The sequence below is a fragment of the Geomonas azotofigens genome, assembly GCF_018919395.1.
GTDB lineage: Bacteria > Desulfobacterota > Desulfuromonadia > Geobacterales > Geobacteraceae > Geomonas > Geomonas azotofigens.
Genome location: NZ_JAHLME010000004.1, coordinates 459,594 through 475,640, shown reverse-complemented (window position 1 = coordinate 475,640; position 16,047 = coordinate 459,594). Strand labels below are relative to the sequence as shown.

Genomic DNA, 16,047 nt, shown 5'->3' with positions numbered 1-16,047 from the left:
AGCAACCTCTTTGGGTACCTCAGCAACCGAACCAGGTGTGGTCGGCAGATTTTATGAGCGATACGCTCTACTGTGGGAAAACGTTTCGCACCTTCAACGTCATCGACGATTTCAACCGCGAGTGTCTTAGCATTGAGATCGATACCTCGATTACCGGCAGGCGTCTAATCCGCGTCTTCGAGCGGTTGAAGCAGGAGCGTGGCCTTCCTCACGTGCTGAGAACCGATAATGGGCCTGAGTTCCTCAGTGGTGACTTCGTTGCCTGGGCTGAGGCTGCTGGAATGATGATCCACTACATCCAACCTGGAGAGCCGAACCAGAACGCGTACATCGAGCGGTTCAATCGCACCTACAGGGAAGAAATCCTCAGCCTGTATGTTTTCCAGAGCCTGAGCCAGGTCCGGGAGATCACTTACTGGTGGATGAACGACTACAACGAGCTACGCCCGCATGATGCCCTCGGGGATCTGACACCCGCTGATTGCATGAATCGCTACACCAGAAACTCTACTTATGAAATGTCTACTTGACGGGGAAGCTTACGGATCTACTTCTGTCGGATGAATAAGAAGCGATTTGAGGGAAAGATTCTGTGTCGGACGTGCCAAGCGGTCTAAGTATGGCTACGTAGGTTTTTTTAACCAGTTACTCTCGCTGACAAACCAACTTTATAAACAGAAGCTTACGATCACATGATAAGAGTCGCTCCGAAAAGAAAACGCCCCGGCAGCTTTTCGCTACCGGGGCTTGAAATTGCTGGAGCGGGAAACGGGATTCGAATCCACCCCGTCCACTCGGCTTCGGGGCATCTCAGCACTAGCAGTCGTTGTAATTTAAACCACTTACGCTCAGCCTTTCGGTCGATTTCGTTTGCAAATGTTCAACCGATCACACCGTTTAACAAGGGTTTGGTCAAAGCTTGGTCAAAGTCCCAAGCCGAAGAAAAGATGGCGTTGAAGAGAATGCCAGGAGATTATCTCCACCAGCCGCAAGCTGCGCGTGTGTGTGGGGGGGGGAGTTCGCAAAGAGCACTTCAGAGAGCCCCAGTGGAGGCAGTTTTGATGGCTGAGTTAGCCTCATCGCCCTCACGAGAATGCGCTCAAAACAGCATCTCGTGCCTCAGCATACTCCCCGATGTCATCACAACCCAAATATGCAGCAGCAGTATCATCTGAAATAAAGCGCTTTTGTTCAGACTCAACGACATATTGTGCAAAAAGCCCTCTTCTGGAAGAGGGGGTACTTTTGATTGGGAAATAAACATTTGTAAACAACTCTCGTCCTTGCCACTCATCATCAGGATTAAAATCACCTATTTCAGGAGGAAAGAACTCCCCATATGTAGAATTTTTTATATGATGACATGCGGTGGTGTAGCTTATACCAAAGTGCGCCATCACACCTTTTACACCTTCCGATGGAGAGGTAAAACTATGAAAAATATCGCGCACACCAACTCTGGGTGCCAGGAACTCAACGGCAAAAGCATTAGCACGTTGTTCAACAAAATCTGTAAACGCTCCTGCATTATTCAGTTCATCATAAGTATCAACCTTAACGGATTGCAAGCGGCTATCGGGATCCCACAGCAAGTGCCCTAGCTCATGTGCGATGGTCATCCTCTGTACCCACACATTATCATTACTTCCGGTGACATTTACAACAATCCCTCGGATAGCATTGTTGGATATTGTAGCTCCCGCAATTCTTTGCCCTAAATCTAATTGTATTAAGGGGATATTCAAAAGTTCTGCACATAGGCTTCTTAAACTCTTAATTGGTTCGATAGAGTCCAAGCCAAGGATTTCTCTCGCTTTACTTGCGAGATAATATCCGTGGTTCCAGGCAGGATAGCCTGGATGCCCATAGTTTGAATTTTGTACGAATTGAGGTAAGTATTTAGATTCACCATGCCCAAGCCAACTCGCTAACTTGTGAGTAGCTCTGATTACCCAAGAAGCCTCATGCAGAGCAGCTACGGTATGTGCTGTAAAAACTACATCGTTCCCTGGCTTTTTTCGCAGTCGTGCAGCAAGGGCTTCATCACCGCCAGAACCTGACACAAAAGAAATCAGTTGTTCATCAAGACCTAGAATAGTACAAATCTTTTCAAGAACTTGAATAGGAGATCGTGTATGTCCACTTTCTGCATCTTTAACTTGGCGTTCCGTAATGCCAGCTTCTTTTGAAAGGTCCTTTAAACTTAGGCCAATTTTCTCCCGTTGTTGTTTAATTGTAGCCCCGGGTTCACTTTCATCGCAAACTATTATTGCGACACCGTCCTCTGCAACTTGTTTTAATACATTCAACCCAAAAGAGTGATATGCTTGCCAAGCAGTAAGTTTTCGCCCTGTTGCGCCTTCTGAGAAAAGGGCGAGATGGTCCTGGCTACGCACGAACTCCAGGCTGCTAGAAATCGCTCTTGCGTCTGGTGTATCACCAGAACTCCCATCACCAAAAATAAAATCTAACTCAGGATGGTTCATTTTCTAAGGTTCCTCGCCGGTTTGTTGATGCCCTCATCCCAACCTAAAGATATGGCATTGTAACCTGCTCGTTTAAAGCCATCAACGACCGCATTCAGTTCCTGTTGATTCCTAGGGGTATACCTTGAGGACGCGCCAGATATGTATACTTTGGATTCACTTTCAAACCACATTTCGCCACCTGAATGTGCAGTCGCACCGCCGGTGAGGTTAGTGTGCGAAAGACGGCCCCTGGCACACTTTGCGCCATCGTCACCAGTCTCTAGAATGTACGGGATAGCGTCACCCGTGATAACCCAAAGATACTTCGAGGATGATGAAAGATGATCTTCACCCATATTCGTGGGGGGGGAACCATGAACAACACCAGCCGTGGGTGCAACCTTCATATCAGGCAACCCTTCGACTAACTTGATTTCATCTTCGTATTGTTGGCGTTCCAGGTTGGGGGCACGCTCTTGCCAATCATTTCGATACTGGGAAAAAAGAGGCGAAGCAAGCGTTTCATCAGAGGTCGTCATTGCCATTCATTAGGTCCTTGCAATGTTATAGCCTTTCATTCTACTATTATTTCCTCAACAGCGCAACAATTTTGCCCAGACAGGTCCCAGTGACATCGACGGCGATGCCGTCGACAAGCCGCCGGCACACCGGAGCACCCTCACTTGCATCCTCATAAGAAGCCAGCCATCGCAAGGGATGTGCGAGAGGTCCTAGAGTTTACTTGGCGCTACAATCCGCTCCTAGTAAAGTTATTTGCTGACATCCATATCATCAATGTACTCACCGTGGTCAAAGGTGTACTTGAAGGTTTTCAGCCTTGCCACAGCAACTTCCTTCTCCTTTTCGGTAAAAAGATGCCACCAGGGATCGCGCAGCACGAGGGATTCCATCGTAATGTGCGGGTATCCGTACTGTGATTACTTCTCGAAGCCGTGTTGTAGACCATGCTGGCTCAAAAGTCTTTTCGCTGTTACCAGTCCACCATACTCCTGCAGCAAATTGTGAAAGACCTGTGCCCTGTATTTACACTTATTAAATGAATCCTTATAAATACGTACGTTTCCTTCTCGAAATTGCTTTCGAGTTCCTCGTTTTGCACGGCGCGCTCTCCCTGTTGACGTCTCATTCAGTGGCCTTAGGTATGTCCCAATCCTTTCTACGTGGATCTCCTGTCTGATGGAACTGCCTCACCAGTTTGATGAAAAACAAGAAATCGACATTCTCTTTTGCTAACCGATTGCATGCATCCCAATCTATGTCAAAACGCTCACGTGCAGGTATTATAATCTCGCTTTCACTGGGATTATCGGCATTCAGCCGGATGAGGCCTATGCCATGTGCGGCAGAGAGCATCCTAAGTTCCTTCATTGTGTCATCACCCTCAACATCTTGGGCGACAAGATACCCAAAGTTCGCCCATGACGAGTTCGACACTGCTTGGAACCATGCCTCCCTCACATTAGAACGGTTGAGGAGGATCTTGACCTCAAATGACCACAGGCGCGCACGTTTATCGCCGTATTGACTAACGCAATCTCGGACCTCTCCCTCCCAATCAGCGCTAAGGTCTTCCATCCCCACCGCGTCAGGAAATAACCACTTATTGCCGTTTGGTCCACGTCGGTTCGAGGATCTTCGTTCATCGATGCACTTCGGGTAAATCCGCCATTCCGAGTAAATAAACTTACACAATAAGGGATAAAGATCTTGCTCAGATCTCGTGGATGGGGCTGTGCCAGGAGGCCGCTCTCCACCTTCAAGGCGCGCGACCTCTGCTTCATCACTTACAGACGTATAGAAATAATGCCGCGGTCGCCCCTCGGTAGTCTTAATCTGTGGATTCCGGCGCAAAATCTCTAGCCTGTTGGAGCTCACTTCCGCTGCAAGTTGTTGCAGCAAGGCATCATCCTCGCTGAGATCCTGCCGGCTTTGTGCACGTTTTCCTTCGCAGGCTTCACGAAATTCCTCAAAGATCAGTTGGGCAACCTGTCGGGCAGTAAAACGTTCCTCGGGCCGATTCTGTAAACAGGTCACTACTGAAGGAATAAGATTTAATCCCATTTGCTACTCCCTTGTGGGGTTTATTAATGGCAGTCACCAGCCATACGTCCTAGTTCGCGCGTTACTGTTGTACATCTGGACTCCAATCTGCTGAGAGCTCACCCGGTCGCTATGATAGTAAGAGTCGCCAACTCGTTGAGTGCTAGTGCTATTACTGTTGTACGTGGTACCGCCGATCTGCTCTGAGTTGGTTCCGTTACTATGGCAGTACGTGTTACCAATTCTCTGCTTCGCTGCAAAAAGATGCCGCAGAACAAACCCAAAGGAACGCTAAAAGAGCTTTTCCCAGCACCTTAATCCCTGCTTATATTTACAAGCTGCTATCAACATAGCTCAGTCTTCAGGCAGTGCAAAGTAATTTAATCTTTGTTTCAATATTGTCGATGTGCCCTCTCGCAACATCCACAAGTATTTTCCGCAAATCCCCCACCGTAAACGCCTATAGAGCCTCTCGCCGCACTGCATAAAATTATTTGGATAACATAAATTTTCTTGCCTTGCTAGGGCGTCCCCTGTATCCTCCCGCCATGAGAAAGCTCCTTTTTGCTTGGATTGGGCGTACCGACCTTAAGTCAGCCGTCAGCAAGGGTAACGACGGCCTCGGGCCGATTGCCAACGCACTTGATGTCCGAACGTTCGACCAGGCTTGCTTTCTCAATAACTATCCCCCTGAAGAAGTAACAGCATACACTGACTGGTTGAAATTCCGCACTTCCGTTCCCATCACCATTCACAATGTCACGCTTACCAGCCCTACCAATTTTGGGGAGATCTACGAAGCCGCAGTTGCATGCGTGGATCAAAGCATCACCAAGTTTGGTTCTGATTTGGAATTGACGTTTCACCTAAGCCCCGGTACGCCGGCCATGGCCGCAGTATGGATTCTGCTGGCCAAGACCCGCTACCAAGCTGAGCTACTCGAATCGTCTGTTGAGCAAGGTGTAAAGACGGCAAACGTTCCGTTTGACATTTCTGCCGACTATATTCCCTCTCTCCTGCAAAAATCCGATGATCGCCTTCAACGACTCAGCGCCGGCCTACCGCCAGAAGCGCCCGAGTTCGACCAGATAATACACCGTAGCCTCCCCATGCAGCATGTAGTTGCTATGGCCCGAAGAATTTCCATCCGTTCCGTGCCGGTGCTTATAGAGGGAGAATCCGGGACGGGCAAAGAATTGCTGGCACGGGCAATCCATGGAGCCAGTCCTCGTGGTGCAAAGCCTTTTGTGGCAGTGAACTGCGGGGCAATCCCGTCAGAGTTAGTTGAATCGGAATTCTTCGGTCATAAAAAAGGATCATTCACTGGTGCGGTAGAGGACAGGAAAGGGTATTTCGAGGCAGCCAATGGCGGCACACTATTCCTCGATGAAATCGGCGAGCTTCCCCTAAAGGCGCAAGTGAAGATCCTAAGGGCACTTCAAGAAAAGGAAGTTTCTCGGGTTGGTGAAACCAGTCCCATTCCGGTTGATGTGCGTATCATTGCAGCCACCAACCGTAATCTCCTAAAGGAAGTGGCTGAGCATCGTTTCAGGGTGGATTTATATTACCGGTTGGCGGTCGCGGTGCTTCAGTTGCCGCCGTTGCGAAAGCGGGATGGTGATGTATCCCTGTTGATCGATCATTTTCTGGAGCAGATCAACACAGAAAGCAAAAACGAACCTGGATATGTACATAAAAATATTTCTGCTAATGCAAGAAATATTATGCTTACGCACACTTGGCCGGGAAATGCGCGAGAGCTTTTCAACGTAATTTATCGGGCGGCAATCTGGTCATCTGAAAAAAATATCACCGACCAGGACCTGCGTGAAATCATTCAGCCACTTCAGGTATCACCCCCAGAAACGACAAGTCCCTTGACGTTAGGCGAAGGAGTCAACCTCCCGGAGTTGCTTGCTAATTTTATACGACTGCATTTAAAAAAAGCCTTGGAAATTACCGGTGGCAACAAGACCAAAGCCGCTAAGCTGCTAGGGCTGCCTAACTACCAGACATTCAGCAATTGGTGTGAAAAATACGGCGTCGAAATATAGTGGCATATACGTTGCTCTAAAGGGAGGCATGAGCAAGACTATGCAATCCATAAATTTTGAAATACTTCGCTCAAGCAATCCTATCCTGGCTGACCTAGGTGGCTTTGCCGAGCAATACGCATGGCCGGACCCTTCCAGCGCCCTGGTAAAGCTCCGCGCTTATATCGAAACAATTGTTGGAAACCTCTACTCCGCCTATGGTCTGCCTCGTCCTTATCAGCCAGGCCTCAATGACCTCATCAACAATCAATCATTTCGTGATGTTGTTCCCACTGTAATTCTCGACAAGCTTCACGCCATCCGTTACCACGGAAACAAAGCGGCCCACGGTGAGCCACAGTCCCCCGAGAAGGCCCGTTTTCTGCTTCGCGAAGCATTTGACCTCGGTTGCTGGTTTTTCATAACTCAATGTGGCGGCAACAAATCCGACTGCCCGAGTTTCCAGGAAATATCGGCACCTACAGGTGATTTTGGGTGGAACGCGGTCAAAGAGAAGAAAGCCATCCTCGAAAAACTGGCTACCCAGGAAGCTCGAATGCATGAGCTGTTGCAGGAGCTGGAAGCCAAGCAAGCGGCCATCCAGGTAGCCCAGAAACAAGCTACCGAGTTGCAGAGCATTGCCAAGACCGGCAAACAGGTTGCCGACGCCCTTGCCTTTGATGAAGAGACCACCCGGCTACGCCTGATCGACAGCATGTTGGCCGAGGCCGGTTGGGATGTCGGCATCAATGGGGCTACAACCGAGTTTGTCGTCCAGGAAGAAGAGGTTCAATATCAGCCGACGAATACCGGGATCGGTTATGCCGATTATGTCCTGAGGGACGACAACGGGCGTCCGTTGGCGGTGGTCGAAGCGAAGAAGACCGCCAAGGATGCCAACATTGGCCGCAAACAGGCCCAGATCTATGCCAATGGTTTGGAAAAAATGCATGGTCAAAGGCCAGTCATCTTTTACACCAACGGTTTTGATGTCTGGATGTGGGACGACAAAGGGGGATATCCGCCACGCAAGCTGTACGGCTTCTACTCTAAAGACAGCCTTCAGTATCTAGTCAACTACCAGCGAGAGTCCCGCAAGCAACTCGACAACGTAATCCCCAATGCCGACATCGCCGGACGTCTCTACCAGCTTGAGGCGATCAAGCGTGTGGGCGAGCGGTTCACCGCCGGTTATCGCAAAACCCTTATCGTTCAAGCCACCGGTACCGGGAAAACTCGCGTTGCCATCTCTCTTGTTGACCTGTTATTGCGTGCCGGCTGGGCCAAGCGAGTGTTGTTCCTCTGTGACCGTAAGGAGTTACGTAAGCAGGCCAAGAACGTTTTCAATGAATTCATCAACGAGCCGATGACCATCGTCCGGGCTGGCACCGCCAAGGACCGCACCAAGCGAATCTACCTCGCCACTTATCCAGCCATGATGAGGATCTTCCAGACCTTTGACGTGGGTTTCTTTGACCTGATCATTGCAGATGAATCGCATCGCAGTATTTACAACCGTTATCGCGATTTGTTTCAGTATTTCGATTCCTTTCAGGTGGGCTTGACCGCCACGCCGGTGGATTTTATTAGCCGCAACACCTTCCGCCTCTTTGACTGTGAGGAACAGGATCCGACGGCCTACTATCCGCTTGAACGGGCTGTCGAAGAGGGATATCTGGTCCCCTACGAGGTTTATACCCACACAACTAATTTCCTGCGTAGCGGCATCAAGTATAGCCAGCTTACGGACGAGCAACGGCAGCAGTTGGAAGATGACGGCGAAGACCCTGAAACCTTTGACTACAATGCGGCAGAGGTGGACAAGCAAATTTTCAACAAGGAGACTAACCGGGCTATTCTACGCAACCTGATGGAGCATGGAATCCGCGACACCTCTGGCCAGCAGGTGGGGAAGACTATAATTTTTGCCCGCAGCCATCAGCACGCTCTCCTGCTCTCTCAGTTGTTTGACGAGATGTACCCCCAGTATGGCGGTAACTTCTGCCAAGTGATTGACAACTACGACCCTCGGGCCGAGCAACTAATCGATGATTTCAAGGGGGACGGGAGCAACAAGGAACTGACCATTGCCATCTCGGTGGATATGCTCGACACCGGCATTGACGTTCCCGAACTTGTAAACCTGGTCTTTGCCAAACCGGTCAAATCCAAGGTCAAGTTCTGGCAGATGATCGGGCGCGGGACCCGCCTCTGCAAAAACCTATTCGGTCCCGACCGCCCCAAGACCGTTTTCCGAATCTTCGACCATTGGGGCAACTTCGAATATTTCGAGCAGAACCGCCCCGAGGCGGAGCCGGTCCAAGGAAAACCGCTCATGCAGCGAGTTTTCGAGGCCAGGATAGAGTTAGCCGAGACTGCCCTCGCCAAGGCAGAGTTGGCAATCTTCGAGAAGGCCGTGACCCTCATCGGCAAAGACCTTGCTTCCTTGCCTGAGCAAACCATTGCCGTGCGTGAAAAGTGGCAGGAGAAGCGGAGCGTTTCTAGACCAGACGTGCTTAACCAGTTTTCACCGCCCACAGTGCAGGTCCTCAAACAGACAATGGCCCCGCTCATGCAGTGGGTGTCGATCCGTGACCATGCGGATGCCTACGAACTCGATTTGTTGGTGGCCACCATGCAAACTGAACTTCTGCGCGGGAGTGGCCTTTTTGACGATCTCAAGGGTGACCTGATCAACCGGGTTGCATCATTGCTGATGCACCTTAATCCGGTACGGGCCAAGGCTGACACTATCAAAAAGGTCCAGCAACCCGCCTTCTGGGAAGGGGTCCGTGTTCCACAATTGGAGGAGGCCCGCCAGGAACTGCGCACAATCATGCACCATCGGCAGAAAGGGGATGTTGATCCCAGCCAGCCCAAGATCGTGGATGTGACTGATGGTGATATTGAGTTCAGCCAACGCAAGGCTAACCTGAAGGAAGTGGACATGGCTGCCTACAAACGCCGGGTTGAGGAGGCATTGAAGGAGCTGTTCACGAACTGCCCCACCCTGCAGAAGATCCGAGCCGGCGAACCGGTATCCGCTGGCGACCTGAACGCCCTCACGTCATTGGTACTCACCCAGCACCCGGGGGTGAATCTTGAACTACTCAAGGAATTTTATGCCGAGACCGCAGTCCCGCTTGACTTCATCATCCGCTCCTTGATTGGCATGGACCCAGAAGTGGTCAAGCGCCACTTTGCACTGTTTGTCCAACGCTACCCGAAGATCACGGCCAATCAGACCCTGTTCCTTAACCTGCTACAGAACCATATTGCCAAATATGGCACCATCGAGCTTGCAAGGCTTTATGAGCCTCCTTTTACCAACATCAATAGTGACGGCCTGGATGGCGTATTTACCGACGAACAGCAGATCGATGACCTGCTGACCATCATTCAAACCTTTCAGCTACCGAACAACAAGGAGTTTGCACAAGCATGATTACCGGACCGCTTAAAAGTAGCATTGATAAACTGTGGGAAGAATTCTGGACCGGTGGGGTAACCAATCCGCTGACTGTTATCGAACAGATCTCTTTTCTCATGTTCAGTCGTCTAATGGACATCAACGAAACCCGCAATGAGAAAAAGGCCCAAAGGACCGGCAAGCCGTTGAGCCGCCGGATGTTCAGCGATAATGAGCAAGATCTGCGTTGGCACAAGTTCAAGCACCTCGGGGCCGACCTTATGCTCCCCCATGTGCGGGACAAAGTGTTCCCGCATTTCAAGAGCGTGGCCGTGGACGGCGCCAAACTCGGCGAGTACATGAAGGACGCGCAGCTCATGGTTCAGAAGCCGACCCTGCTTGTATCGGCAATTAATGTGATCGACGCCCTGCCGCTCACCGAAGGGGACACTAAGGGAGACCTGTACGAATACCTCCTCTCCAAGCTGACCACTGCCGGCATCAACGGACAGTTCCGCACCCCCCGGCATATAATCCGCCTGATGGTTGAATTGCTTGATCCCTCCCTGGAACACAACGAGGTAATCGGCGATCCGGCCTGCGGCACCGGCGGCTTCCTGGTGGAGGCGATGCACTACCTGCAACGAAAGTACACCTCACCTGAGGGAATCATCGACCACGAAGGGAAAAACATTTACTCCGGCGACCTGCTGGAGCCGCACCGAGAGCATATCCAGAACAACCTGATCCACGGTTTCGACTTCGATGTGACCATGCTCCGGATCGCAGCAATGAACCTGCTTCTGCACGGTATTGATGCACCGGATATTCACTATCAGGACACCCTGAGTAGCGGCTTCCCAGACAAGTTTCCGCAGCATGCCCAGAACTTTTTCGACGTCATCCTGGCCAATCCGCCGTTCAAAGGGAGCCTAGATTTTGAAGATGTTCACTCTTCCCTGCTGGCCCAGGTGAAGACCAAGAAAACGGAGCTGCTCTTTGTGGCCTTGATCCTGCGGATGCTCAAGAATGGCGGTCGCTCTGCTACTATCGTTCCTGATGGCGTGCTGTTTGGATCGTCCAAGGCCCACGTGGCCTTACGGGAGATGCTGGTGGAGAAGAACCAGCTTGAGGCTGTCATCTCCCTGCCATCCGGCGTATTCCGCCCCTATGCCGGGGTCTCCACTGGAGTACTGATCTTCACAAAGGGTGGCGATACCGGGGATGTCTTTTTCTATGACATGCAGGATGACGGTTTCTCCCTGGACGACAAGCGAACTCAGTTGTACGACAGCACCTTTGCCGGCGATCTGCCGGACTGCCTCACCCGGTGGAAAGGAAAAGACCCGAAGCAGGACACCGACCGCACCGCCAAAGCGTTCTTCGTCAATGCTAGCGAGATCCGGGAGAAGAACTACGATCTGTCTCTTAACCGGTACAAGGAAAAGGTTTTTGAAGATGTGCAGTACGAACCGCCAAAGGAGATTCTGAAGAAGCTGAGAAAGAATGAACTTGATATTATTCGTGAGATGAGAGCGTTGAGAGGGCTGTTGGGATGAGTAAAAAACCTCTTTTAGTTCCAATTGGTGATATAGTGGAGAAAATACAGACTTGGGACCCAGCCAGTTCTGCGTCTGACAAGCCTTTTTTTTATATAGACATTAGTTCTGTTGATCGTGAAACAAAAATCGTGCTCCCTACACCGGCAATTTTACCTAAAGATGCTCCAAGTCGCGCTCGTCAACTAGTTAAAGCTCAAGATATTCTGGTGTCAACCGTCAGACCAAACCTTAATGCGGTTGCACAAATTCAAGATGAATTTGACGGCGCAACAGCATCTACAGGGTTTTGCGTTCTTAGACCAAAAAAGCATATCGTAGATTCACGTTATTTGTATTTCTGGGTTAGAACTTCAGAATTTATTGAAGAGATGGTTAAGAGGGCAACTGGTGCAAGCTATCCTGCGGTATCTGATAGCATAATAAAAAGCTCAAAAATCCCTCTGCCCCCTCACGACGAACAGTGCCGCATCTCAGCGATTCTAGACAAGGCTGACGTCATTCACAGCAAGCGGCAGGAGTCCATCCGCCTATTGGATGAATTCCTCCGTTCCACTTTCCTGCAGATGTTTGGCGACCCGGCGTCGAATCCGAAGAGGTGGGACAAAGTTCCGATCAAAGAACTCGGTGACGTTACAACCGGGAATACACCTTCGCGAGAGCATTCTGAATATTACGGCGAAGGCATTGAGTGGATCAAATCGGATAACATTAATACCCCTTTTCATTTTTTGACTGAAGCCAAGGAAAATTTAACGCTGCTTGGACAAAAAGTAGGGCGAATAGTCCCAGATGGTTCAACATTGGTAACCTGTATTGCAGGAAGCCCTGAATGCATAGGAAACGCAGCACTAGCAAATAGACCAGTTGCCTTCAATCAACAAATAAATGCAGTATCCCCTTTTGAGGGAACAGACCCATATTTCCTGTATGTACAGATTCTAGTCGCAAAAAAACTGATTCAGGGACAGTCCACAGAGAGTATGAAAGGTATGGTGAGCAAGGGCAAGTTCGAGAATATTCCATTTCTTAGACCGCCAGCCAACCTGCAAAAAGATTTCGGGAAGATCTTTATCCATTTCCACAACACGATTCAGAAAGCAGACGCTTCAAACCAGCAAAGTACGAATCTCTTCAACTCTCTTGTCCAACGGGCTTTTCGGGGAGAGTTGTAGGCTCTATTGAGAATACTATGACACTTATTCCGCTCCATACTACGGAAATAACTCTGCCCGACTTGATTTTGAAGGAACTCAAGATCGGCGGCAACAAAGTTACGCGTCATGCGTTCGTTGCTCAGCGGGTGGCAGTGACTGTTTTCGAGTCGGAACGAGTTGGCTGGTACCTTCTGCAAACTGGCTTACCAAGACCATATGATTGTTTGTACCTTCGCAAGCCATCAAAGAGAAGTTCTATCCCAAATCGGGAAATTTGTCTCGAATTGACAAAATCGTGCCCTATTAATGAAATTGGTGCAGAGGCGTCCTTCCGCTGGTTACAGCATCCGTCCATGAATGATCAGCGCAGCCCTAGTGAGGTTGTGTCCTCCTGGATGGATCAGTTCTGTTTTCGTGAAGAGAGACCAGATCTGAATCGTTCTGGACTGCGTAAACCCCAACTCGGGGCACTTCATGCGATATCCGCTCTTTTTTCGGTAAACCGGGAGTCGGAACCAATCACTGTAGTGCTGCCAACAGGCACCGGGAAAACCGAAGCAATGTTGGCGACAATGGTTTACCGGCAGATTCCCAAACTTCTTGTGCTATTGCCCTCAAACTCTCTGCGAGACCAGATAACTGGCAAGTTTCAAGGGTTGGGATGTCTTCCCGGGCTCGGTGTTGTTCCGTTCGACATTGCGCTGCCTTCTGTCACCCCCATTAGGACAGGCATTAGATCTGTTGCTGAAGCTGATGACCTGTTGCTCCATTCAAATGTGCTGATCGCTACAGCCAGCGTTCTGAACTCCAGCGATCAAGATGCAATTGATCGACTGTGTGATGGAACTACAGACCTTTTTATCGATGAGGCACATCATGTGTCAGCGGCGACATGGACAAGAGTCAGGGATCGGTTCGCAGGAAAAAGAATTGTGCAGTTTACGGCTACACCATTCAGAAATGACGGCAGTTCGTTGGGCGGGCGAATCATCTATAACTTCACCATGGGAGAGGCGCAACAGGCACAGTATTTCCGCAACATAGACCTTATTCCCGTGGAAGAATATTTTGAAGGTAGAGGTGATCACGCAATTGCCTGCAAGGCTGTTGAGCGGCTTCGTGGCAATCTTGCCGATGGATATGACCATCTGGTGATGGCACGCTGCGAGACCAAAAAACGAGCTTCCGAGGTACTTACCCTTTATGAGCGGTTGGCCCCTGAATTCAATCCGATCATTGTTCATTCTGATATGGGCAAAGGGACGGTTAAAGATGCTTTGACTGCTCTGTTTTCCCGTCAGTCTCGGATAATTGTGTGTGTGGATATGCTGGGGGAAGGCTTTGATCTTCCCAACCTGAAAATCGCAGCGATCCATGACATCCACAAGAGTCTGGCAATTACCCTTCAATTTATCGGCCGGTTTACACGGCAAAGCCAAAACGTTGGTGACGCTTCGGTAGTGGTCAATATTGCGGAACCGGAAGTCGAATCTGGCTTGCAGCATCTGTATGCCCAAGGCGCGGACTGGGACAATGTGTTGCGGCGCATTTCAGAAGATCGGATCAGCAGGGAAATTCGACTGCAGGAAGTAGTGGAGGGTTTAAAAAGCAAGGGAGACCTGCACCATCAATTGTCTTTGTGGAACCTGCACCCATCGTTTTCATCAATGCTTTTCAGAACCAGTTGTGAAACTTGGCAGCCGGAGCGCTTTGAGGAGATTCTTCCACAATCAACGGATCATTGGTATGCCATCAACGAAGAGGAAAAATTGGTTGTTGTGTTGGCTGTTTCCCAGACTCCTGTCAAATGGGGGAAGTATAAAGATCTTCGTGACAGTGTGTACAAGCTGCTGATTGTTCATTGGGATAAGGAACGGGCAGGTTTATTCGTTTTTGCTAACGATTATAAGTGGTTTCGAGTCGAAAGGTTGGCAGAGTTGTTGTGCTGCGAACAGTGTGAACTCCTTTCCGGGTCGAAAGTCTTTAACGTGTTCAATGGGTTGAAGTATCCTCTCGTAAGAAATCTTGGCGCTTCTCAGATCGGTGCCATCAGTTTTACTCAATACTTTGGCCCGAATGTCACTGAAGGGCTCTCAGCAATCGAATCTGCGCAGTGCTACCTCAGCAACCTTGCCGGATTGGGCTACGACAATGGTGAGAAAGTTATTTGGGGCTGCTCGCAGAGAAAGGGGAAAATCTGGTCGGTCAACAGCGGGTCGATTTCTGATTGGATGTCATGGGTAAAGACCGCATGGGATAAGGTTACAGACGGTGATGTTGACGAAACCAACATTACTCGTGATTTTCTCAGGCCCAAAAAGATCACTTCGCCATATTCCGAGTATGCCATCGCCGTTCAATGGGGTGAACACATCCAGGCTGATCCTGAAGACGGAGTAATGATCGTCTTCGGTGAAACAGAAGTACCCCTTTATCTTGTGGATTTGAAAATCGTCAGCCAGGGATCTGGCTTGCCATACCACATCGCCATCAGCGATGAAAATCGGCAGTCCGTATATGCATTCGCAATCGATGGCGAACTCCCGGCTGGCTATAGTTACTCGCTGGTTTCCGGGAACCCGGTTTTGATAAAAAGAGGAAATGGAAATCCAAAGCCGATAATCGAACATCTCACTACTGACCCGTGGATAATTCAGTATGCAAATGGATCATATTCCTACAACCGGTTCCTCATCGAACTGCCGCAGACCATAGGGGAATTTGCATCCGAGCAGATTGACTGCTGGGACTGGAGCGGCATAGACATCACGAAAGAATCAATGGGCAAGAATCGTAACTCTTCCACCGTCCAGTGGCGTGCATTCGAGAGATTCAAGGATCTCTATGATGTAATTGTGAATGACGATGGTTCTGGAGAAGCTGCAGATCTGGTGGGACTCAGAGTAACTGATGACCAGATTTACCTTGGATTAGTTCACTGTAAATATTCTAGTGAAGCAAACCCCGGTTCCAGAGTTAAAGATGTTTACGAAGTTTGCGGGCAAGCCCAGAAATCGATACGCTGGAAACATTCCGGGATAGGCTACCTTTATAAGCATCTTAAAGATCGGGAAGAAATATGGATGCAATCATCTGCCAGTCGGTTCTTGAAGGGGAATCTGGCGGATCTTGCGAATATAAAGCGTCGCTCACGAACAGCAGCTGTTAAGCTTCAAGTTTACGTTGTGCAGCCAGGCTTACGAAAAGATGCTGTCTCCCATGATATGTTACGCGTTCTTGGGAGCACAGTTCTCTATCTTAAGAACACGGCTCAAGCAGACTTGATTGTTGTTGGGTCGTAATCGCGAGAGAAGGGATATGCCCGCTCAGACGTGAGTTGTTCAGTCTCGTGTTTTGCTG

10 protein-coding genes are annotated in these 16,047 nt (G+C 49.7%); 6 read left to right on the top strand and 4 right to left on the bottom strand.

The window, feature by feature from the left end:
- The coding region (locus KOL99_RS16230) for an integrase core domain-containing protein (RefSeq protein WP_216511505.1) at positions 1 to 530 on the top strand (530 nt) is incomplete at its 5' end.
- Positions 531 to 1,085: 555 nt separating this feature from the next.
- On the opposite strand, the gene KOL99_RS16225 is transcribed toward KOL99_RS16230, so the two are convergent.
- The 4 genes from KOL99_RS16225 to KOL99_RS16210 form a co-directional block, all read right to left on the bottom strand.
- Positions 1,086 to 2,486, bottom strand: coding sequence for an ImmA/IrrE family metallo-endopeptidase (locus KOL99_RS16225; protein ID WP_216511504.1), 1,401 nt, complete (start codon positions 2,484 to 2,486; stop codon positions 1,086 to 1,088).
- Positions 2,483 to 3,013 carry a hypothetical protein gene (locus KOL99_RS16220; RefSeq protein WP_216511503.1) on the bottom strand — a complete coding sequence of 177 codons (531 nt, stop codon included), beginning with the start codon at positions 3,011 to 3,013 and terminating at the stop codon, positions 2,483 to 2,485. The genes KOL99_RS16225 and KOL99_RS16220 overlap by 4 nt, the downstream gene beginning before the upstream one ends.
- A 225-nt stretch (positions 3,014 to 3,238) precedes the next feature.
- On the bottom strand, positions 3,239 to 3,379 hold the full coding sequence (locus tag KOL99_RS16215; RefSeq protein ID WP_216511502.1) for a hypothetical protein: 141 nt from the start codon (positions 3,377 to 3,379) through the stop codon (positions 3,239 to 3,241).
- Positions 3,380 to 3,611: 232 nt separating this feature from the next.
- Positions 3,612 to 4,550, bottom strand: coding sequence for a COG2958 family protein (locus tag KOL99_RS16210; protein WP_216511501.1), 939 nt, complete (start codon positions 4,548 to 4,550; stop codon positions 3,612 to 3,614).
- Positions 4,551 to 5,077: 527 nt separating this feature from the next.
- On the opposite strand from KOL99_RS16210, the gene KOL99_RS16205 reads away from it, so the two are divergent.
- The 5 genes from KOL99_RS16205 to KOL99_RS16185 are packed head-to-tail and all read left to right on the top strand — an operon-like array spanning position 5,078 to position 15,989.
- The gene (locus tag KOL99_RS16205) at positions 5,078 to 6,583 is read left to right on the top strand and encodes a sigma-54 interaction domain-containing protein (RefSeq protein ID WP_216511500.1); all 1,506 of its coding nucleotides are present in this window, start codon (positions 5,078 to 5,080) and stop codon (positions 6,581 to 6,583) included.
- A 28-nt stretch (positions 6,584 to 6,611) separates the two neighbouring features.
- Positions 6,612 to 10,007, top strand: a complete 3,396-nt coding sequence (locus KOL99_RS16200) for a DEAD/DEAH box helicase family protein (RefSeq protein ID WP_216511499.1) — start codon at positions 6,612 to 6,614, stop codon at positions 10,005 to 10,007.
- Entirely contained in the window at positions 10,004 to 11,530 is a 1,527-nt protein-coding gene (locus tag KOL99_RS16195; RefSeq protein ID WP_216511498.1) for a type I restriction-modification system subunit M, read from the top strand. Before KOL99_RS16200 ends, KOL99_RS16195 begins: the two co-directional genes overlap by 4 nt.
- The gene (locus KOL99_RS16190) at positions 11,527 to 12,705 is read left to right on the top strand and encodes a restriction endonuclease subunit S (protein ID WP_216511497.1); all 1,179 of its coding nucleotides are present in this window, start codon (positions 11,527 to 11,529) and stop codon (positions 12,703 to 12,705) included. Before KOL99_RS16195 ends, KOL99_RS16190 begins: the two co-directional genes overlap by 4 nt.
- Before the next feature lie 17 nt (positions 12,706 to 12,722).
- Positions 12,723 to 15,989 carry a DEAD/DEAH box helicase gene (locus KOL99_RS16185; protein ID WP_216511496.1) on the top strand — a complete coding sequence of 1,089 codons (3,267 nt, stop codon included), beginning with the start codon at positions 12,723 to 12,725 and terminating at the stop codon, positions 15,987 to 15,989.
- Positions 15,990 to 16,047 lie beyond the last annotated feature (58 nt).

Bases quoted from the DNA above. Each gene is read 5' to 3' on its own strand.
- KOL99_RS16225 (WP_216511504.1), bottom strand. From the start codon at position 2,486: ATGAACCATCCTGAGTTAGATTTTATTTTTGGTGATGGGAGTTCTGGT.
- KOL99_RS16220 (WP_216511503.1), bottom strand. From the start codon at position 3,013: ATGGCAATGACGACCTCTGATGAAACGCTTGCTTCGCCTCTTTTTTCC.
- KOL99_RS16215 (WP_216511502.1), bottom strand. From the start codon at position 3,379: ATGGAATCCCTCGTGCTGCGCGATCCCTGGTGGCATCTTTTTACCGAA.
- KOL99_RS16210 (WP_216511501.1), bottom strand. From the start codon at position 4,550: ATGGGATTAAATCTTATTCCTTCAGTAGTGACCTGTTTACAGAATCGG.
- KOL99_RS16205 (WP_216511500.1), top strand. From the start codon at position 5,078: ATGAGAAAGCTCCTTTTTGCTTGGATTGGGCGTACCGACCTTAAGTCA.
- KOL99_RS16200 (WP_216511499.1), top strand. From the start codon at position 6,612: ATGAGCAAGACTATGCAATCCATAAATTTTGAAATACTTCGCTCAAGC.
- KOL99_RS16195 (WP_216511498.1), top strand. From the start codon at position 10,004: ATGATTACCGGACCGCTTAAAAGTAGCATTGATAAACTGTGGGAAGAA.
- KOL99_RS16190 (WP_216511497.1), top strand. From the start codon at position 11,527: ATGAGTAAAAAACCTCTTTTAGTTCCAATTGGTGATATAGTGGAGAAA.
- KOL99_RS16185 (WP_216511496.1), top strand. From the start codon at position 12,723: ATGACACTTATTCCGCTCCATACTACGGAAATAACTCTGCCCGACTTG.